This is a genomic window from Edwardsiella piscicida (assembly GCF_001896205.1).
GTDB lineage: Bacteria > Pseudomonadota > Gammaproteobacteria > Enterobacterales > Enterobacteriaceae > Edwardsiella > Edwardsiella piscicida.
In genome coordinates, this window is sequence record NZ_MPNU01000001.1 from 3,205,765 (window position 1) to 3,224,966 (window position 19,202).

13 protein-coding genes and 5 tRNA genes are annotated in these 19,202 nt (G+C 60.4%); 3 read left to right on the top strand and 15 right to left on the bottom strand.

The window, feature by feature from the left end; all coding sequences use genetic code 11:
• Positions 1 to 40 precede the first annotated feature (40 nt).
• Entirely contained in the window at positions 41 to 1,402 is a 1,362-nt protein-coding gene (ffh, locus tag BRD58_RS14840; RefSeq protein WP_012849675.1) for a signal recognition particle protein, read from the bottom strand.
• A 194-nt stretch (positions 1,403 to 1,596) separates the two neighbouring features.
• Here ffh and BRD58_RS14845 point away from each other — a divergent pair, with 194 nt between their 5' ends.
• Positions 1,597 to 2,385, top strand: a complete 789-nt coding sequence (locus BRD58_RS14845) for a cytochrome C assembly family protein (RefSeq protein WP_012849676.1) — start codon at positions 1,597 to 1,599, stop codon at positions 2,383 to 2,385.
• Between the two features lie 76 nt (positions 2,386 to 2,461).
• A complete protein-coding gene (locus BRD58_RS14850) occupies positions 2,462 to 3,748 on the top strand; it encodes an HlyC/CorC family transporter (RefSeq protein ID WP_015462231.1) in 1,287 nt (428 codons plus the stop codon).
• A 79-nt stretch (positions 3,749 to 3,827) separates the two neighbouring features.
• Here the strand turns inward: BRD58_RS14850 and luxS are convergent, their stop codons facing one another.
• From luxS to pncC, 14 genes are all read right to left on the bottom strand, one after another.
• Positions 3,828 to 4,343: an S-ribosylhomocysteine lyase gene (luxS, locus tag BRD58_RS14855; RefSeq protein WP_012849678.1), complete on the bottom strand. Its 516-nt coding sequence runs from the start codon at positions 4,341 to 4,343 to the stop codon at positions 3,828 to 3,830.
• Between the two features lie 160 nt (positions 4,344 to 4,503).
• Positions 4,504 to 6,063 (bottom strand): glutamate--cysteine ligase, encoded by a 1,560-nt coding sequence (gshA, locus tag BRD58_RS14860; RefSeq protein WP_069579263.1) that lies wholly within the window; start codon positions 6,061 to 6,063, stop codon positions 4,504 to 4,506.
• Positions 6,064 to 6,124: 61 nt separating this feature from the next.
• Entirely contained in the window at positions 6,125 to 6,553 is a 429-nt protein-coding gene (locus BRD58_RS14865) for a YqaA family protein (RefSeq protein WP_015462234.1), read from the bottom strand.
• A complete protein-coding gene (yqaB, locus tag BRD58_RS14870) occupies positions 6,553 to 7,119 on the bottom strand; it encodes a fructose-1-phosphate/6-phosphogluconate phosphatase (protein WP_069579265.1) in 567 nt (188 codons plus the stop codon). The genes BRD58_RS14865 and yqaB overlap by 1 nt, the downstream gene beginning before the upstream one ends.
• A 329-nt stretch (positions 7,120 to 7,448) precedes the next feature.
• Positions 7,449 to 7,525 (bottom strand) — tRNA-Arg (locus tag BRD58_RS14875).
• A gap of 79 nt (positions 7,526 to 7,604) precedes the next feature.
• Positions 7,605 to 7,681, bottom strand: a tRNA-Arg gene (locus BRD58_RS14880).
• Between the two features lie 72 nt (positions 7,682 to 7,753).
• Positions 7,754 to 7,830 (bottom strand) — tRNA-Arg (locus BRD58_RS14885).
• 79 nt (positions 7,831 to 7,909) lie between these two features.
• A tRNA-Arg gene (locus BRD58_RS14890) sits at positions 7,910 to 7,986 on the bottom strand.
• A gap of 3 nt (positions 7,987 to 7,989) precedes the next feature.
• A tRNA-Ser gene (locus tag BRD58_RS14895) sits at positions 7,990 to 8,081 on the bottom strand.
• A gap of 463 nt (positions 8,082 to 8,544) precedes the next feature.
• On the bottom strand, positions 8,545 to 8,730 hold the full coding sequence (gene csrA / locus BRD58_RS14900; RefSeq protein ID WP_002209449.1) for a carbon storage regulator CsrA: 186 nt from the start codon (positions 8,728 to 8,730) through the stop codon (positions 8,545 to 8,547).
• Between the two features lie 253 nt (positions 8,731 to 8,983).
• On the bottom strand, positions 8,984 to 11,611 hold the full coding sequence (alaS, locus tag BRD58_RS14905; RefSeq protein WP_012849682.1) for an alanine--tRNA ligase: 2,628 nt from the start codon (positions 11,609 to 11,611) through the stop codon (positions 8,984 to 8,986).
• Between the two features lie 134 nt (positions 11,612 to 11,745).
• Positions 11,746 to 12,186: a recombination regulator RecX gene (gene recX / locus BRD58_RS14910; RefSeq protein ID WP_012849683.1), complete on the bottom strand. Its 441-nt coding sequence runs from the start codon at positions 12,184 to 12,186 to the stop codon at positions 11,746 to 11,748.
• A 36-nt stretch (positions 12,187 to 12,222) separates the two neighbouring features.
• The gene (gene recA, locus BRD58_RS14915) at positions 12,223 to 13,284 is read right to left on the bottom strand and encodes a recombinase RecA (RefSeq protein ID WP_012849684.1); all 1,062 of its coding nucleotides are present in this window, start codon (positions 13,282 to 13,284) and stop codon (positions 12,223 to 12,225) included.
• A gap of 70 nt (positions 13,285 to 13,354) precedes the next feature.
• Positions 13,355 to 13,843, bottom strand: coding sequence for a nicotinamide-nucleotide amidase (gene pncC / locus BRD58_RS14920; protein WP_012849685.1), 489 nt, complete (start codon positions 13,841 to 13,843; stop codon positions 13,355 to 13,357).
• 383 nt (positions 13,844 to 14,226) lie between these two features.
• Between pncC and BRD58_RS14925 the strand changes: the two genes are divergently transcribed.
• Positions 14,227 to 19,182, top strand: coding sequence for an autotransporter domain-containing protein (locus tag BRD58_RS14925; protein ID WP_073383481.1), 4,956 nt, complete (start codon positions 14,227 to 14,229; stop codon positions 19,180 to 19,182).
• Positions 19,183 to 19,202 lie beyond the last annotated feature (20 nt).

The following is a 19,202-nucleotide window of genomic DNA, read 5'->3' on the forward strand; positions in this document are numbered from 1 at the left end:
AAGCAACTACCGCTATACGCTTTCGCACCGACGACGGCGATTAACGCCCCGGGAACCCCGGTGGCATCATGCCGCGCATGCCGCGCATCATTTTCGCCATTCCGCCTTTCTTCATCTTTTTCATCATGCGCTGCATTTCGTCAAACTGCTTCAGCAGACGGTTCACGTCCTGCACCTGCATGCCGGAACCCTGAGCGATACGGCGCTTGCGCGAGCCTTTGATGATCTCTGGATTGCTGCGCTCTTTCAGCGTCATCGAGCTGATGATCGCCTCCATCCGCACCAGCACCTTGTCATCCATCTGCGCCTTCACGTTGTCCGGCAGCTGACCGACACCCGGCAGCTTGGCCAGCATGGAGGTCATCCCTCCCATGTTGCGCATCTGTTTGAGCTGATCCATAAAGTCGTTGAGATCGAAGCCGTCACCCTTCTTCAGCTTGGTCGCCAGCTTCTCGGCCTGCGCGCGGTCAACCTTGCTCTCCAGCTCTTCGATCAGCGACAGCACGTCGCCCATGCCCAGGATACGCGAGGCCACGCGATCCGGATAAAACGGCTCCAGCGCCTCGGTCTTCTCCCCGACGCCGAGGAACTTGATCGGTTTTCCCGTGATGTGGCGGATCGACAGCGCCGCACCGCCGCGGGCGTCGCCGTCCACCTTGGTCAGCACCACGCCGGTCAGCGGCAGCGCCTGATTAAAGGCGCTGGCGGTATTGGCCGCATCCTGGCCGGTCATCGCATCGACCACAAACAGCGTTTCCACCGGATTGATCGCCGCGTGGATCTGCTTGATCTCATCCATCATCGCTTCGTCGACGTGCAGGCGACCTGCGGTATCGACGATCAGCACATCATAAAACTTCTGCTTGGCGTGGGTCAGCGCGCGCTGCACGATATCCAGCGGGCGCTCCTGGACGTCGGAAGGGAAGAAATCGACGCCGACGCCCTGTGCCAACGTCTCCAGCTGTTTGATCGCCGCGGGGCGATACACGTCGGCGGAGACGACCAGCACCTTCTTCTTCTGTTTTTCCTTCAGGAATTTACCAAGCTTACCCACGCTGGTCGTCTTACCGGCGCCCTGCAGGCCGGCCATCAGCACCACGGCCGGCGGCTGCGCCGCCAGATTCAGCTCGGTGTTGGCCTCCCCCATTGCGCGGGTCAGCTCATCCTGAACGATTTTGACGAACTCCTGTCCCGGCGTCAGGCTCTTGTTTACCTCCTGACCCAGCGCGCTCTCTTTCACCCGACTGATGAACTCGCGCACCACCGGCAGCGCCACGTCGGCTTCCAGCAGCGCCATGCGCACCTCGCGCAGGGTATCCTTGATATTATCTTCGGTCAGTCGCCCGCGGCCACTGATGTTGCGCAGCGTGCGCGACAATCGATCGCTTAGATTTTCAAACATGGTTTATGCTCAACGTAGTACCAATGCAAAACGGGCCGTCAGGCGACGACATCGCTAAAGATGGCGGCGAGTATAACACGAAGCCCCGCGATTCTCTCCCCCACGGCGCGCATTGGTCGGCGCCAGCGGTTGGAGCGTAGCGCCGCTGCGGCTATACTGAACGCCTCATTCACTCAGCCATCAATGAACTCGCTATGCCCGTATTTGCCATCACGGCTATGATTGCCTATCTGCTCAGCCTGGGACTGATTGTTCCCGGTCTGGCGCGCAATAATCGCGCATACCGGCGTCTGGCGCTGATCTTCGCCGCCGCGGCGCTGCTGTGCCATGCCATCGCCCTCTACCAGCGCATCTTTGACGTCAGCGCAGGCCAGAACCTCAGCCTGCTGAATATGGGATCATCGGTCAGCCTGCTGATCTGCCTGGTCATGACCGTGGTCGCCTCACGCGATCGCGGCTGGTTTCTGCTGCCGATCGTCTACAGCTTTGCCCTGATCAACCTCGGTCTGGCCAGCTTTGTTCCCGGGGAGTTTATTACCCATCTGGAGGCCAGCCCCTCTTTGCTGTTCCATATCGGGCTGGCGCTGTTCTCTTACGCCACGCTGATCATCGCCGCGCTGTATGCCTTTCAAGTGGCGTGGATGGATCACCTGCTTAAGAATAAAAAGCTGAGCCTGCGCGCCGACATGCCGCCGTTAATGAGCATTGAGCGCAAGATGTTCCACATTACCCAGGTGGGCGTGGTGCTGCTGACCCTGACGCTGATCAGCGGCAGTCTGTATATGGAGCAGCTGTTCAGCCCCGAAAATATGCACAAGGCGCTGCTGTCGCTATTGGCCTGGTGCGTGTATATCATATTGCTGTGGGGGCACTATCGCCGGGGATGGCGGGGACGTCCGGTCGTGTGGTGTAACCTGGCCGGCGCGGCGCTGCTGACGCTCGCCTACTTCGGCAGTCGGATCATTCTGGATCTGGCGCAGTAATCCTACGCCCTCGCACCGATTTTCGCGCCCCGCCGCCGTGCGGGGCTAATCGTTAACCACCATAAGGAATACCCGTTTGGAGCACGTCTCGACCGGTACGCTGATCGCCATTCTAGTGCTGATGGTGATCGTCTCCGCTTACTTCTCCGCCTCGGAAACCGGGATGATGACCCTCAACCGCTATCGCCTGCGCCACCTGGCCAAGCAGGGACTGCGGCCCGCCCGGCGCGTCGAGCGCCTGCTGCGTCACCCGGATCGCCTGATAAGCCTGGTGCTGATTGGCAATAACCTGGTCAATATACTGGCCTCAGCGCTGGCGACCATCGTCGGTATGCGTCTGTATGGCGACAGCGGCGTGGCCATCGCCACCGGTATCCTGACCTTTGTCATTCTGATTTTTGCCGAGGTCATGCCAAAAACCTTTGCGGCGCTGTACCCAGAAAAGGTGGCATTCCCCAGCAGCCTGCTGCTGGGCCCGCTGCAGAAAGTCATGATGCCGCTGGTCTGGCTGCTGAACGGCATCACCCGCCTGCTGCTGCGGCTGTGCGGCGTTCAGCCGCACGCGGGCCCCAGCGATGCGGTAAGCAAAGAGGAGCTGCGCACCATCGTGAACGAGTCGCGCGCTCAGATTTCGCGGCGCAACCAGGACATGCTGATCTCGGTACTGGATCTGGATAAGGTGTCGGTCGAGGACATCATGGTGCCGCGCACCGAGATCGTCGGCATCGACGTCAACGACGATTGGAAATCGATCCTGCGCCAGCTGACCCACTCTCCCCACGGGCGCATCGTGCTGTTCCGCGATACCCTGGACGACGCCATCGGTATGCTGCGCGTGCGCGAAGCCTACCGCCAGATGATTGAAAAGCAGGAGTTCAACAAAGAAAACCTGCTGCGCGCCGCCGACGAGATCTACTACATCCCGGAGGGGACCCACCTCAACGTGCAGCTGCTGAAGTTCCAGCGCAATAAGGAAAAGGTCGGCATCGTGGTAGATGAATACGGCGATATCAAGGGGCTTATCTCCGTCGAAGATATCCTTGAGGAGATCGTCGGCGACTTTACCACCTCCATGTCCCCCTCGCTGGCCGAAGAGGTGCTGCCGCAGAGCGACGGCAGCGTACTGATCGACGGCAGCGCCAATATCCGCGAGCTGAACAAGGCCTTTAACTGGACCCTACCTGCGGAAGGCGCGCGCACCATCAACGGAGTGCTGCTGGAAACTCTGGAGGAGATCCCGCTGCCGGGCACCCAGGTCACCATCGGTAACTACTTCATCGAAATTCTCGATGTGCAGGACAACATGATCAAGCGGGTGAGAGTCTCTCTGCTGCGTTCGCACCTGCCGGGCGACGGCGCCTAATCTACGCGTCTCCCCCGCCTCACCGGCGTAAAAAAGCCCCCGCAGATTGCCTCTGTGGGGGCTTTTCTATCGGTGAAGCCTAGGGGTGCAGACGGGCCAGTTGGTCGGCAGAGAGCGCCAGCGCATCGTTATGGTTGATACCGATCCCGGCCGCCAGGATCTGGCGGGCAATCTGGTGCGCCTCGGCCAACGAGTGCATGCTGTAGGTACCACACTGAAACTCATTCAGCTCTGGGATGCTCCGCTGATCGCTGACCCGCAGCACGTCCTCCATCGCCGCCTTCCACGCCGCGGCAACTCGCGCTTCGTCCGGCGTTCCGATCAGGCTCATATAGAAGCCCGTGCGGCAGCCCATCGGTGAAATATCAATAATCTCAACGCCGTCGCCGTTCAGATGGTCACGCATAAAACCGGCGAATAGGTGCTCAAGGGTATGAATACCGCGCTCCGGCAGGATGGCATGGTTGGGGCGGCAGAAGCGCAGATCGAATACGGTGATCTGATCGCCGTGCGGGGTGGTCATATTTTTTGCTACGCGAACGGCAGGTGCGGCCATGCGAGTATGGTCGACAGTGAAGCTATCCAGTAACGGCATTTCGTCACCTCCTCAATAAAAAAATATTTTTTTCCTTTGTTAGGAAACCTTTTCCCATACTGCGACTCTCAGTATATGAAAGACGCGCATTTGTTATCATCATCATCCCTGTCCTCAGAGATGTTTATTTTGGCCACAGGAATTGTGGCCTTTTTCTTTTCTAGCGTCCGGCGTGCTGCCGAAGATAGTCTGCAAAGGACTCGCTGTCCTGGGACTCCAGCGCCGCTTGGCGGGTAACCGAGCCCTGCGCCTGCGCCGTCAGCGTCGCCTCATCCAACAGCGTCAGCGGCTCGCTGCACAGCCGATCGCGGTAACGCTGCGCCAGCGCCAGGCCATAGCTGCCGATCCCCCGATCCCCCATCTGGGCCATGACCCGTGCCGAGTAGGTCAGAGAAACATCCTCAAAGGCTGCCACCAGACGAGCGCAGACCTGCTGGTAGCGCGCATCACCGTTAATGCCATCCAGCACCTCGGCGACCCGATGCAGGTCGGCAAAAAGTGACTGTCCCACGTACGCCAGCGGCTGACGGGCATCATGACAGCCAATGCCGATGGTCTGCCCCGGCTTGCGCCCCTCAAGGATCACCCGGTTCCAGTTTTGGCGCGTACACAGCAGCTCGTCGCTGCTCATCTCCGGCGCATCGGCCAGCACGCACCAGATCAGGAACAGATCGAGGAAGCGGGCCTGATCGGCATCGACGCCGATGGGAGTGAACGGGTTAATGTCCAGAGAGCGAACCTCAATGTACTCTACGCCGCCGCGCAGCAGCGCATCGGACGGCGACTCACCGTCGCGCGTCACGCGCTTGGGCCGGATCGGCGCATAGAGCTCATTTTCGATCTGCAGAATATTGGCATTCAGCTGGCGATAGCGGCCGTCTTCCTCCACGCCCAGGCGAGCAAACTCCGCGGAGGGGGTATGGATGGCGCGCTTCAGCCCTTCGACATACTGGTCAAGGTGGTTAAACGTGATCCCGAGATTGCTCTGCGACTTATTGGTGTATCCCAGATCGCTCAGGCGCAGCGAGGTGGCATAGGGCAGGAACAGCGTTCCGCCGCGGCGCTCAAACGGCAGCGCGCTCTCCCGCCCGTTCAGGAAGGAGCCACAGATGGCCGGTGACGCGCCAAACAGATAGGGGATCACCCAGCCAAAGCGATAGTAGTTCCGAATCAGGCGGAAATAGCCGTCGGAAATGGCGGCCTTACCGCTATCCGCATCCTGCACGCCGGCGCGCGCCTGCCAAAACGACAGCGGCAGGGAGAAGTTATAGTGCACGCCGGAGATGGTCTGCATCAGCGCCCCATAACGGTTCTTCAACCCCTCGCGGTAGAGCGTTTTAAAGCGCCCTAGGTTACTGCTGCCGTACTGGGCCAGGGTGATATCCTGCTCGCTCCCGATAAAACAGGGCATGCTCAGGGGCCACATGCGCTCATCGCCGAGATGGCGCGCCACATAGCGGTGAATATCACTGAGGAAGTCCAGCATATGGTCGATGCTACCATCGACGGGCGTGATGAACTCCAGCAGGCTTTCGGCGAAGTCAGTGGTGATCCAGGGGTGGGTCAACGCCTTACCCAACACCGCCGGGTGCGGCGTTGCGGCCAAATGACCATCGGGAGTGACGCGCAGCGTTTCGCGCTCGATACCGCGCCGGATGCCGTCCAGGGCATGCGGATGAGATTCTAGCCAGCTAAGGGCCTGAGATACGTCCGGGATCAAATTGACCTCCCGCTAATAAGAAGAGTTAATCGCACCCACCGCGTCTTACCGCAATGGACGCCTAATGCCACCACGACATGCCGTACAGCGTCAGCCATGCCAGCACCGCATAGCGTGCGGCCTTGCCCAGGGTCAGATACAGTGCGACCTTTCCCCACGGCATCCTCAGCCACCCGGCCAAGAGGCACAGCAGATCGCCGATCAGCGGCAGCCAGCTAAGCAACAGCGCCGCGGCGCCGTAGCGCTGCATCCAGCCCAGCGCCATCGCCAGCCCACGCTGCGGCGTCACCTGGGGCAGCGCACGACCAATGATCACATTGGTCAGTCCCCCCAGTACGTTGCCCACGATCGCCGCCGTCAGCAGCCAGAGCAGCGGCGCCTGCGCCGCAATCAGCAGCCCGCTCAGCACCACCTCCGAATTACCCGGCAACAGCGTCGCGCTGGTAAAACTGCTGACAAACATGCCAGTGATAGCCCAAAATTCACTCATTACAGGTCGCGCACGTCGATCCAGTCCATGCCCGCTCGCTGGGCGGCCTGAATACCAAAATCCGCATCTTCAAACACCACGCAGCGGGGCGGTGCAACGCCGAGCAGCGCGGCACAGCGTAAAAAGGTTTGCGGATCCGGCTTATGGCGCTGCACATCATCGGCGGCCACGATCGCCTGAAAACAGTCACGCAGCCCCAGATGACACAGCAGGGCGTCGGCCAGGCGATGCTCGCTGCCGGTGCCGACGGCCATGGGACGACGCCCCTTATAGGCCAAGGCAACCTCCGCCAGCGGCAGCGGACGTACGCAGTCCAACAGCATACTCTCTACCGTCCTCGTTTTTTCCGCGGCCAACGCATGAGGATCGAGATCGGACTGATTGTGTTCAATGATAGCCTGAGCAATACGCCATGTGGGAGAGCCATTGAGTGCGATCACCGTCGTTAGGTCATAATCCATACCGTAACGACCCAACACCGCATCCCACGCCCGCCGATGCGTCGGCTCGCTGTCGAGCAGGGTACCATCCATATCGAAAATCAGCCCGTCATAACGGTCATACATCGTCATGCTCATCCTCTGAAACGGGGAAAAGAGAGATACTTTAGCGTAAAAACAGGCGGGCTGTCGCGGGCCGTCAGCGCATCGTCGTGATACGTGCGGAAGGCCTGGGTAGGAAAAGTGAAACGGAGGGAAGACGCGGGCGGCAGAATGCAAAAAAGCCCGCAAAAGCGGGCTTTTTATAAAGCGAGAAAGCATCTAGGCGGATAATTTGACGCTGTGCGTCTCACCGTAGGCGCCGTTGCTACGCAACGTTGACCTGCCTCGTGTGCAAGCCTATGCAATCTTTGCCGTAGGCGAAGCATGATGTTAGCATCACGCCCTGCGAAAGATGGTGCATCCGGGAGGATTCGAACCTCCGACCGCTCGGTTCGTAGCCGAGTACTCTATCCAGCTGAGCTACGGATGCACAGAGAACTTACTTGATGATACGGGCCGTTCTGATTCCCGCATCCGATTTACCGCCGCGAGGCCATAAACCTGAAAGATGGTGCATCCGGGAGGATTCGAACCTCCGACCGCTCGGTTCGTAGCCGAGTACTCTATCCAGCTGAGCTACGGATGCACAGAATAACAACATTGACAGAAGGGTCACCCTACTGTCTGATTCACCGCTAATCACCATGAATCGAAAAGATGGTGCATCCGGGAGGATTCGAACCTCCGACCGCTCGGTTCGTAGCCGAGTACTCTATCCAGCTGAGCTACGGATGCACAGAGAACTTACTTGATGATACGGGCCGTTCTGATTCCCGCATCCGATTTACCGCCGCGAGGCCATAAACCTGAAAGATGGTGCATCCGGGAGGATTCGAACCTCCGACCGCTCGGTTCGTAGCCGAGTACTCTATCCAGCTGAGCTACGGATGCAAATGGCGGTGAGGGGGGATTCGAACCCCCGATGCAGCTTTTGACCGCATACTCCCTTAGCAGGGGAGCGCCTTCAGCCTCTCGGCCACCTCACCACACGCGACTCTTGCGAGTTGTGCCCACTCAACGTTTCGTTGTCTCATCGGCACTGCGTGGCGCACATATTACTTTCACGGGCTGATAAGTCAAACAATTTTTCCTGAGTTTTCACGCAATCTGATTCGTTTGCACAATTCACAGGCAAACCGCTGTGAATAGCGCCAACCTGCTGTTTTTATGAACCGCAAAAACCCCTGTTTTATGCGACATGGCGAGCACGCGCCATGTCGACTGATAGCGCATTGCTGAACCGTTTGAATAAAAAACACCCGCCGCCTCCCCGCAGGGGCGTTCTCAGAGCACCAATCCACGATGCAGGCAGAGATAACGTCGGCAGAGAAACCTAACAGAGAAGCGTAAAAGGAGAAAACAAAGGGAGAAGGAGGAAACGAGGGAGACAAGAGGCCGTAGCAAGCACCGCGTAAGCGCCCCGCTGCGATGCGAGACGCTATACCGAAATCAATACGTCGTCGGTTGGGACTTTTCCGCCTGAATACGCTGATAGATCTCTTCACGGTGCACAGAAACCTCTTTCGGAGCATTCACACCGATACGTACCTGGTTTCCCTTCACCCCCAACACGGTGACCGTTACTTCATCGCCAATCATGAGGGTCTCACCCACTCGACGAGTCAGAATAAGCATTCTTTGCTCCTTGAAAGATTAATTAGAGTCGGGTCTCTCAGTTTTTCCCCGCCATTATCCATCATCTGTAGTAAAAACGTAAACAGCAACAACTCTATAATGTGTAAGCAGATTCCCGCCTACTACATTCTCAGTACAAGTTTAGCTCAAACTACACACACCATTGCAAAATTTATAACACCAAGCGGGCAAAAAAACAAAAAAACGCCGTATCCAACAAATGGATACGGCGTTTTCACCGTGCTAGCGTGGATTACAGCTTAGCGGCAACCCAATCCGTCACGCTGGCCAGCGCCTGCGGCAGAGCTGCGGCATCGGTTCCCCCGGCCTGCGCCATATCGGGACGTCCGCCGCCTTTACCACCGACCTGCTGCGCGACCATACCGATCAGCTCACCGGCCTTCACCTTGGCGGTCAGATCCTTGGTCACGCCGGCGATCAGGCTGACTTTACCCGCCTCTGCCGTCGCCAGCACCACGATGCAGGAGCCCATCTGGTTTTTCAGGTCATCCACCATGGTACGCAGCATTTTCGGCTCCACGCCGTCCAGCTGACTCACCAGCAGCTTCACCCCGTTAACCTCAACGGCTTTCCCGCTCAGCGAGGCGCTCTCCTGTGCAGCCTGCTGATCCTTGAGCTGCTGCAGCGCTTTCTCCAGCTGGCGGCTCTTTTCCATCACGGCGCGGATCTTCTCTGCAACGCTTTGGGCATCCCCCTTAACCAGGGATGCCGCCTCACGCAGCATATCGCTCTCCTGGTGCATCGCCAGCAGGGCCTGTTCACCGGTCACCGCCTCAATGCGACGCACGCCGGCCGCGGTGCCGCTCTCGCTGACAATGCGGAACAGACCGATATCGCCGGTGCGCTCTGCGTGCGTACCGCCGCACAGCTCGGTGGAGAAGTCACCCATGCTCAGCACGCGAACCTGGGCATCGTACTTCTCGCCGAACAGCGCCATGGCCCCTTTGGCCTTGGCCTCTTCCAGCCCCATCTCCTGCGTATCGATAGGCAGGTTGCGACGGATCTGGGCGTTAACGATATCCTCAACCTGACGGATCTGCTGCGGCTTCATCGCCTCTGCGTGCGAGAAGTCAAAGCGCAGGGCGCCATCGCTCACCAGCGAGCCTTTCTGCGCGACATGCTCACCCAGCACGCTGCGCAGGGCGGCATGCATCAGGTGCGTCGCCGAGTGGCTCTGGCGGATACGCTCGCGGCGCGCGCCGTCGATGCTGGCCTGCACCCGCTCTCCGACCCGCAGACTGCCCTGGGCCACCTTACCGAGATGACCGATAGCCTGGCCGTACTTCTGGGTATCCTCAACCACAAAACGGCAGCCCTGCGCCGTCAGCTCGCCGCGGTCACCCACCTGGCCACCAGACTCGGCGTAGAACGGCGTCTGCGCCAGCACGACAACCCCTTCCTCTCCGGCCTGCAGGGCATCAACCGCCTGCCCGTTGTGAAACAGGGCCGTCACCAGGGCATCCTGCTGCTGCAGGTGATAACCGGTAAAGTCCGTGCTGCCGTCAACGCGGATCATACTGTTGTAGTCGGCGCCGAAGCCGCTGGACTCGCGCGCACGACGGCGCTGAGCCTCCATCGCCCGCTCGAAGCCCTCTTCATCCACCTTCAGACCGCGCTCGCGGCACACGTCGGCGGTCAGATCCAGCGGGAAGCCATAGGTATCGTACAGGCGGAATGCGGTCTCACCGTCCAGGGTATCCCCGTCCAGCGTAGACAGCTCGTCGTCCAGCAGCGTCAGCCCACGCTCCAGCGTGCGCGCAAACTGCTCTTCTTCCGTTTTCAGCACCTGCTCCACCATCGCCTGCTGCTGTGCCAGCGCATCGGCAGCTGACCCCATCACGGCGATCAGCGGCTTCACCAGCTTATAGAAGAATGCCTCTTTGGCGCCCAGCATATGTCCGTGGCGCACGGCGCGACGGATGATACGGCGCAGCACGTAGCCGCGGCCCTCGTTGGAGGGCAGCACGCCGTCGGAAACCAAGAATGCGCAGGAGCGGATATGGTCGGCGATCACCCGCAGCGATTTGCTGCTCAGATCGCTGACGCCGATCACCCGCGCGGTCTCTGCGATCAGGGTGCGGAACAGATCGATATCATAGTTGGAGTTAACGTGCTGCAGCACCGCCGCAATGCGTTCCAGCCCCATCCCGGTATCCACGGAAGGCTTCGGCAGCGGCAGCAGCGTGCCGTCGCTCTGGCGGTTGAACTGCATGAAGACGATGTTCCAGATCTCGATATAGCGATCGCCGTCTTCGTCCGGGCTGCCCGGAGGCCCCCCGGCAATGTGGGCACCGTGGTCATAGAAGATCTCGGTGCACGGGCCGCACGGGCCGGTATCGCCCATCTGCCAGAAGTTATCGGAGGCGTAGGCCGCACCTTTATTGTCGCCGATGCGAATAATGCGCTCGCGCGGTACGCCGACCTCGTTAGCCCAGATGTCGTAAGCCTCGTCGTCGCTTTCGTACACCGTCACCCACAGCTTCTCTTTCGGTAGGTTAAACCACTGCGCGCCGGTCAGCAGTTCCCAGGCAAAATTGATGGCGTCATGCTTGAAGTAGTCGCCAAAGCTAAAGTTGCCCAGCATTTCAAAGAAGGTGTGATGGCGAGCGGTATAACCGACGTTCTCCAGGTCATTATGTTTACCACCGGCGCGTACGCAGCGCTGTGCCGTGGTGGCACGGCTATAGCTGCGCTTATCGATGCCAAGGAAAACATCTTTAAACTGGTTCATCCCGGCGTTGGTAAACAACAGTGTCGGATCGTTGTTCGGCACCAGGGAGCTGCTGTCCACCACCTGGTGGCCCTTACTGTGATAAAAATCGAGAAACGCTTGACGGATCTCAGCGGTACTCTTGCTCATAAATGTCCCGGAGTCTGGCTAGAAGAACAGTCCGTGAACAAAACAGCCCGCATTCCGCTGCCGACGCCCGCTCACGAACACAAAGTGACACTAAGATAAAATTTCTTCTCACCGAAGTAAAACGCCGCGTGCGTTCACGAAGTTAAATCGCGCAGGGCATCCTGGATCTCCTCCGAAAAGAAGCCGCGATACAGCAGATAGCGCTGCACTTTGGCCCGAGCGGCCCAATCGGGAGAGAGCGGTAGGGAAAAGTGGCGCTCCAGCGCACGGCGCGCCTGTGCGCTCCAGTCGATCTCACACTCGGCCAGCGCCTGCTGGATGAGATCGCGCGCCACGCCGCGCACCCCCAGCTCCTGACGAATGCGCTGCGCGCCATAGCCTTTACGGCTGCGGGAGTCAATATAGCGCTGGGCAAAGCGGGCATCGTCCAGCCACTGATAGCGCTGACAGTGGGCGATAGTCAACGCGATATCCGCCTCAGAAACGCCCTGCGCCGCAAGTTTGCGGCGCAGCTCATTCTCGCTGTGATCACGCTGGGCCAGCAGACGCATGGCCCGGTTAAGCGCGTCGCTCACGCAGACCTCGCCGCGCCGCGCCCGTGACCGGCGGGATTAGAAGTTTTCATCATCCGTCGCCGCGTCATCTTCGCGCTCAGCACCCGCGCGCTCGGCGTCGGTCGCCGCGGCGTGGCTCAGCAGCAGCTCACGCAGCTTGCCCTCCAGCTCAGCCGAGATCGTCGTATTCTCCTGCAGGAACTTCATGGAGTTCGCTTTACCCTGACCGATCTTGTCGCCATTGTAGCTGTACCAAGCTCCGGACTTATCCAGCAGCTTGTGCTTAACGCCCAGATCGATCAGCTCGCTCTCCTTGGAGATACCGGCGCCGTACAGGATCTGGAACTCAGCCTGGCGGAACGGCGGGGCCACCTTGTTCTTGACCACCTTGACGCGGGTCTCGTTGCCGACCACCTCATCGCCCTCTTTGATGGCGCCGATGCGACGGATATCCAGACGCACGGAGGAGTAAAACTTCAGCGCGTTACCGCCGGTGGTGGTCTCAGGGTTACCGAACATCACCCCGATCTTCATGCGGATCTGGTTGATAAAGACCACCAGACAGTTGGCGTTTTTGATATTGGCGGTCAGCTTACGCAGCGCCTGCGACATCAGACGCGCCTGCAGGCCTACGTGAGAGTCCCCCATTTCGCCCTCGATCTCCGCCTTCGGCGTCAGGGCGGCCACGGAGTCCACGATGATCACATCGACGGCGCCAGAGCGCACCAGCGCATCGCAGATCTCCAGCGCCTGCTCACCGGTATCCGGCTGCGACACCAGCAGATCATCGACGTTGACCCCCAGCTTGGCGGCATAGATCGGATCCAGCGCGTGTTCCGCGTCAATAAAGGCGCAGGTCTTCCCCGCCGCCTGAGCGCGCGCGATGACAGACAGGGTCAGCGTGGTTTTACCGGAGGACTCCGGCCCGAAGATCTCAACGACGCGCCCCATCGGCAGACCGCCGATGCCCAGCGCCACGTCCAGACTCAGAGAACCGGTTGAAATGGACTCAATGTCCAGCGTTTGGGTATCCCCCAGACGCATGATAGAACCTTTACCAAACTGCTTTTCAATCTGGCCTAACGCCGCAGCCAGGGCACGTTGTTTGTTCTCGTCCATCCGTTTACTCCACGCATAGCAAATCTGAAATTGACCTTGATTATACTGTATGCTCATACAGTATCAAGACTCACGTAAGAAATTTTTCCAGCAGCGTCCGCAGCGCAAACTGCGCCGCCTGCCGCCGTACGGCATCCCGATCGCCGGTAAAATGCCGGCACAGGCACAGGGGCTCTCCGCCGCGGGCGGCAAAGCCAAACCAGACGGTGCCGACCGGTTTCTGCGCGCTGCCGCCGTCGGGCCCGGCAATACCGCTCACCGCCACGGCCAGATCGGCCCGCGCTGCGCGCAGCGCGCCGACGGCCATCGCCGCCGCCACGGGCTCGCTGACCGCGCCATGCTGCGCCAGCACGCCGCCTGCCACCCCCAGCATCTCCTCTTTAGCCCGGTTGCTGTACGTGACAAAGCCGCGCTCAAAATAGCACGAGCTGCCGGCGATATCGGTCAACAGCTTGGCGATCAGCCCCCCGGTGCAGGATTCGGCACAGGTGACCTGCTCCCCGCGCGCGCGCAGACGTTCGCCCACCTCTCGGCTTAACGTCGTGAGCGATTGTTCCATAGCGACTCCTTGGTTCATAGCGGGGCTGACGGCATAGTAGCACGTTCTGCCGCGGGAGACCCCGACGGCGAGGAGCGCGTTAAAATAGTGAAAGTAAATAAATAAGCTCAATAGAATATATAGATATTATATTCCGCAAGGCAATGTGCAAATATTAGAAATACCCTCAAAAAATAATCTCTATATTCCCGTTAGGTTGCTCACACAATAACGTCAAATTTAAAAACGACGCAGCGAAAACATGTTAATTAGCGGTTGACACAACATTAATCTCGAAGAAGAAGTCAAAGAAATACCATAACCATAAAGCCGCTGACGCCCCTACCGTCGGGCCGAGCCTATGTGTGTCGCGTTTTATTCCACATTAACGCAAGGACACCGCTATGAAGAAAAAACGGAATATGGCTTTCCGCCGGTCTACGCTCGCACTCTCTATCGCGCTGCTGCTCGGCATCAGCGTCATATCGCCCCGCTGGGCCGCCGCCGATCAGCCCCGCCTCTCCACCCGTACGACACCTATTATTACGCTTAATGATGCAACTAATACCTATTATTTTAAAGACGCCAATAAAAACGGCACGCTGGATATCTATGAAGACTGGCGCAGGCCCGTCGCGCTGCGCGCCGTCGATCTGCTGAGTCAAATGCGTAATGAGGATAAGCTGGGACTGATGGTCATCGGCTCACAGTATTTAGGCTCGGCGGGTAACTGTAGCACGGCCAACGCCAACGGTATTCTGTGTGAAAGCTATCGGGAAGCCACCAGCAACGTATTCAGCGCCCCGGGCGACAGCTTTGAGTTCTTTGAAAAGCCGGTCATTGAACGCAGCGCGCCGGCGACCGAAGGGATCCTCGACTGGAAAGTGCGCTTTATGATCGATCGCAGCAACGCCGATCCGCTGACGCTGGCTATCTGGACCAACGCCCTGCAGCAGGTGGCGGAGGGCTCCACGCTCGGGATCCCCGTCGTGGTCACCTCGAACCCGCGCAACCACAATACCGACAACGTCGGCTTTGGCCTGCAGGAGTCCTCTGGAACCTTCTCCCTGTGGCCTAGCACCCTCGGCATGGGCGCCGCCTTTATCGGCGAAATGGAGACCCTCAACGCCCCCAGCGATATGCTGCTGACCTTCGCGCGTCAGGCAGCGCAGGAGTGGGACGCCACCGGAATCCGCAAAATGTATGGCTACATGGCGGATACCGCCACCGATCCGCGCTGGTTTCGGCTGGCCGACACCTTTGGCGATAGCCCGGAGATCGTCGCCGAGGCCACACGTCAGATCGTCACCGGCTTCCAGGGGGATACGCTAGGCAACCATGGCATCGCCATGACCACCAAACATTTCCCCGGCGGCGGCGCCCGCGATCGCGGCACCGATCCCCACTATGTCTACGGTCAATACTCCCCCTACCCGACCAAAGACAGCCTGTACCGCTACCATCTGCCCGGCTTTATCGCCGCCGTCGATGCCGGCACCTCGTCGATCATGCCCTACTATGCGCGTCCCAGCGACGCCATGAGCCTGCCGCAGCTGTATCTCAGCGATATTCCCGAGGCGGAGAAGATCGTCAATGACGCCGGCGACGGCTCGACTCTGTTTACCCGCGACCGCTTCGGCAACCGTATCTATGATCCGCTGTATCTGGCCAAGAAGAGCCCGGAGAAATTCCTGGAGAACGGGTTTAGCGAAGAGCTGGGCTTTGCCTATAGCCACAAGCTGATCGACCGTCTGCTGCGCGATCAGCTCGGCTTTACCGGCTATATCAACAGCGATTCCGGTATTCTGACCGGCATGGCCTGGGGGCTAGAGGCGGCCACGCTGGCCCAGCGCGTCGCCCTCGGCGCCGCCAACGGCGTGGACGTGTTCAGCGATCTCTCCGACGTATTCCTGTTCCGGGACGCCTTTGCCACGGAAGATGCCTTCCGCCAGGGGGTACTGGATCAGGCCGCCGGACGGCTGCTGACGGAGATGTTCCATCTGGGGCTGTTTGAGGATCCCTACCGCGATCCGCAGCGCGCCGTGGCGATCTTCAATGAGCGCGAGCGCCAGCAGGCCGCCTATCAGGCCCATCAGAAGTCGGTCGTGGTGCTGAAGAACAGCGGCAATCTGCTGCCGTTGACCGAAGCAAAGATCGGCGATGCGCCGGTCTACATCGAGTTCTTCTCGCGCGACGCCGAGGCGCAGCGGGCGACGGACACCCTGACGCTGTACCAGGCCATAAAACGCCAGGCGCCCTGGCTTAACGTCACCTTTGATATCGACAGCGCCGAGTACGCCCTGCTGTTCGTCAAGCCGTCGGATGGCGTTGGGCTGTTCGAACAGAGCGCCGAGTTCGTCTATAACCTGCAGATCGACGACCATAACGGCATCGACATCGACCGAATCAACCTGATCCAGGCCAAGGTGCCGACCATCGTCAACCTCAATCTCGCTCAGCCGTGGCTGCTGGAGAACCTGGAGCCGGGCGCCGCCGCCCTGACCGCCAGCTTCGCCACCCTCTCCGAGGCGGTGGTGGACGTCATCGCCGGCAACGTCAACCCGGTGGGCGCACTGCCGGTCACGCTGCCGCGCAACGAGGGCGAAGTAGTCAAGGCCGAAACCGCCGGACCGCAGCGCTCCGGCGCGATTATCGCCTCCGACGCGCCGGGCTACCTGCGCGATAATCAGGATGAGTATGTCTATGCCGACCGCGACGGCAGCGCCTATCTGACCGGTTTCCACCTGACGTGGGATATCGAGGCGCTGGACAATACCCCTCCCGATCGCGACGCGCTGCGCCAACAGGCGCGCATCGGGCTGGTGACCGCCCGCTGGCGACAGGCGCAGAATCCGCCCCATATCGACCGCTACTACCTCACAGAGAAAGCGCTAAGCGCGCGGATGGCGGCCCATAAAGGCAGTACGCTGGCCCTGAGCGACCGGGTGAATCTGGCCGTGAACCAACCGGCGCACGGCGACGACGATGTGGATGCCGATCTGAAAACGCGCCAGCCGGCGCGCAGCATGAACCCGGGGCTGTTTATCACCAAAGAAGACAACGCCGTGACGCTGGAGAACGTCGTCAACGGCGGCATCTACCGCCGCAGCGCGGCCCCAGCGCAGAGCGCCAATGTCTACGCCGCCGGGATCTGGCTGGATGCCTCCGCCGACCATAACTCGCTGCGCCTAAACAACAGCATCAATCTGGCCTACAGCGACGCCCTGGCCGCCTATGGGGTATTCCAAAACGCCAGCAGTCAGGACAACCTGCTACTGCTGCAGAATTCGCTGAACCTCGCGCTCGGCGACGGCGTCAGCGCCCACGGGATCTACCATGGCAACAATAATGCCTATAACCTGCTGACCGACGCGGGCTACGACAGCGGGCAGCGTCAGGCGTTTAGCCAAAGCGCGGTGATCCTGGACCATGCGGCTAACCTGGCCGCCCGTCTCAGCGACGGGGTCTTCTCCACCCTGACCAGCGCCTTTACCAACGTGCCGACGCTGATCCTCAACAACAGCCTGGTGGGGGGTAATATCACCCAGACCGCGGGAGACGACTTCCTGCTCAGCTTCAATAGCGCGCTGTACGGCGACATCGCCCTGAGCAACGGCAACGATATCTTCGTGCTGGACGAAAACAGCCGCGACGTCACCCTGCGCGGGCAGATAACGCCAGACTATCGGTTTACCGACAGCCTATACATCTACACCCCCTCCTGTCGCGACAGCCACTGTCTGCAGCTCATCCAGGATGAAGGCAGCTTCAAGGTTGTCAGCGCCGCCCCCACCAACGGGACCCCACACACCATCGCGAACGTCCACTACGGCGCGGTGAACCCGTTCAATGTCTATCAGGTCATGGCGGACGGCAGCGTCTCCGACGTCGCGCTGCTGAGTCGCGATGTTCCGCCGCCGCTGCGCCCGCTGATCCAAGCCTACCGCTATACCTTCGCCAACGGCTATCAGGCAGACTTCGCCCTGCCGGTGCAGAATAGGGATAGCGTTACCCTGCGCGGGGCCGAGATGCAGGTCGGCGACTGGCGCCTGACGCCAAACGCCGTCGTCACCCCGCAGGGCTACCGACTGCGCGGCGACGGCCTGCTGGTCAGCGCCGGTACCCCACTGCCCGCGCTGGTCACCGGCAGGGTCGAGGTGCCCAGCGATCCCACCTATCTCCTGCTCCCTGACGCCAGCGGCGCTCCCCGTCTGGAGCGCTTCACGGAGCCGCGCATTCTCGATCCCGGCAAACCGATAACCCTGACCCAGGATGCCCTGCTGGTACGGGATATCGCCAACCGCGCCGCGCCGGAGAATACGCTGCTGGTCGCGATTGACGGGGCGCAGATGCAGGTCAAAACCCCCGCCGGCATCCAGGCCAGCGTCGACATCAACGCGCTGAGCGCCACCCGGGTCAGCCATATCCCCGGCAGCGCGCTGCATATCGATGCCTTTAACTATCTGCTGGAGGTCCCGGGGATGCTCAACGACACGCTGCAGGCTCGCGAACGCAGCGTGCGTCTGCAGGAGGGCGACCTGGATGTCTACCTGAACTACCTGGCCGACAACCGCACCTATGACGGCGGCAACGGCGGCGCGGGCAGTAAGGGGCAGACCTCCGGCATCGCACTGGGGTTGGGCGCCGGCGTAGCCGATGCTCTGACGCTGTACGGTCAGCTGGCGAAAACCTACGGCACGCTGAGCAGCGGCGCCAGCGAGGCCGATGTGGATGTCAACAGTCTGACGCTCGCCCTCACCTACCGCCCGCAGACGACGGCGGAGAGCGATACCCCCTTTGTCTCTCTGAGCGCTGGGCTGGGCTGGAGTCAGTATGAGCCTCGCCGGCAGATGGGAAGCCTGGGACAGGCGCGGGCAGACAGTGACGGGTGGCTTTACAGCTATGCGCTGACGGTCGGCTATGAAGCCAATCTGAGCTCGGCATGGCGTCTGACGCCGTCGCTGGCGCTGCAGGGCAGCTATCTGCGTCAGGACGCGCTCCGCGAGTCGGGACACGATACGCTGGCTCTCGACGTCGCCCAATTCAGCGATAGCCGTAACGATATCGCCCTGCGCCTGGACAGCGATTATCGCATCAGCCTCGGCGACTGGCAGATAGCGCCGCGGCTGTTCGCCGAATACCGCTATGGTCTGGGCGATAAAAATAGCCGGGCGGATCTGCGGCTGGGCAGCGCGACGCTGGATCCGATCGTCCACGTCCGCGGCGATAACCAGCTGCGCGGCGGCGCAGAGCTCGGCGTCGGCTACGGCGCCTGGTCGCTGGCGCTGCGCGCCGACGGCACCGTCGGCGATAAGCGCGGCGGCGGCAACGCGGCCCTTCTCGTAGGCGCCCGCTTCTAACGGCCCATCCCACCGGCGCG

Excerpts from the sequence above, each read along its gene's own strand:
- ffh (WP_012849675.1), bottom strand. The coding sequence starts at position 1,402 with ATGTTTGAAAATCTAAGCGATCGATTGTCGCGCACGCTGCGCAACATC.
- BRD58_RS14845 (WP_012849676.1), top strand. The coding sequence starts at position 1,597 with ATGCCCGTATTTGCCATCACGGCTATGATTGCCTATCTGCTCAGCCTG.
- luxS (WP_012849678.1), bottom strand. The coding sequence starts at position 4,343 with ATGCCGTTACTGGATAGCTTCACTGTCGACCATACTCGCATGGCCGCA.
- BRD58_RS14865 (WP_015462234.1), bottom strand. The coding sequence starts at position 6,553 with ATGAGTGAATTTTGGGCTATCACTGGCATGTTTGTCAGCAGTTTTACC.
- yqaB (WP_069579265.1), bottom strand. The coding sequence starts at position 7,119 with ATGTATGACCGTTATGACGGGCTGATTTTCGATATGGATGGTACCCTG.
- csrA (WP_002209449.1), bottom strand. The coding sequence starts at position 8,730 with ATGCTTATTCTGACTCGTCGAGTGGGTGAGACCCTCATGATTGGCGAT.
- alaS (WP_012849682.1), bottom strand. The coding sequence starts at position 11,611 with ATGAGCAAGAGTACCGCTGAGATCCGTCAAGCGTTTCTCGATTTTTAT.
- recA (WP_012849684.1), bottom strand. The coding sequence starts at position 13,284 with ATGGACGAGAACAAACAACGTGCCCTGGCTGCGGCGTTAGGCCAGATT.
- pncC (WP_012849685.1), bottom strand. The coding sequence starts at position 13,843 with ATGGAACAATCGCTCACGACGTTAAGCCGAGAGGTGGGCGAACGTCTG.
- BRD58_RS14925 (WP_073383481.1), top strand. The coding sequence starts at position 14,227 with ATGAAGAAAAAACGGAATATGGCTTTCCGCCGGTCTACGCTCGCACTC.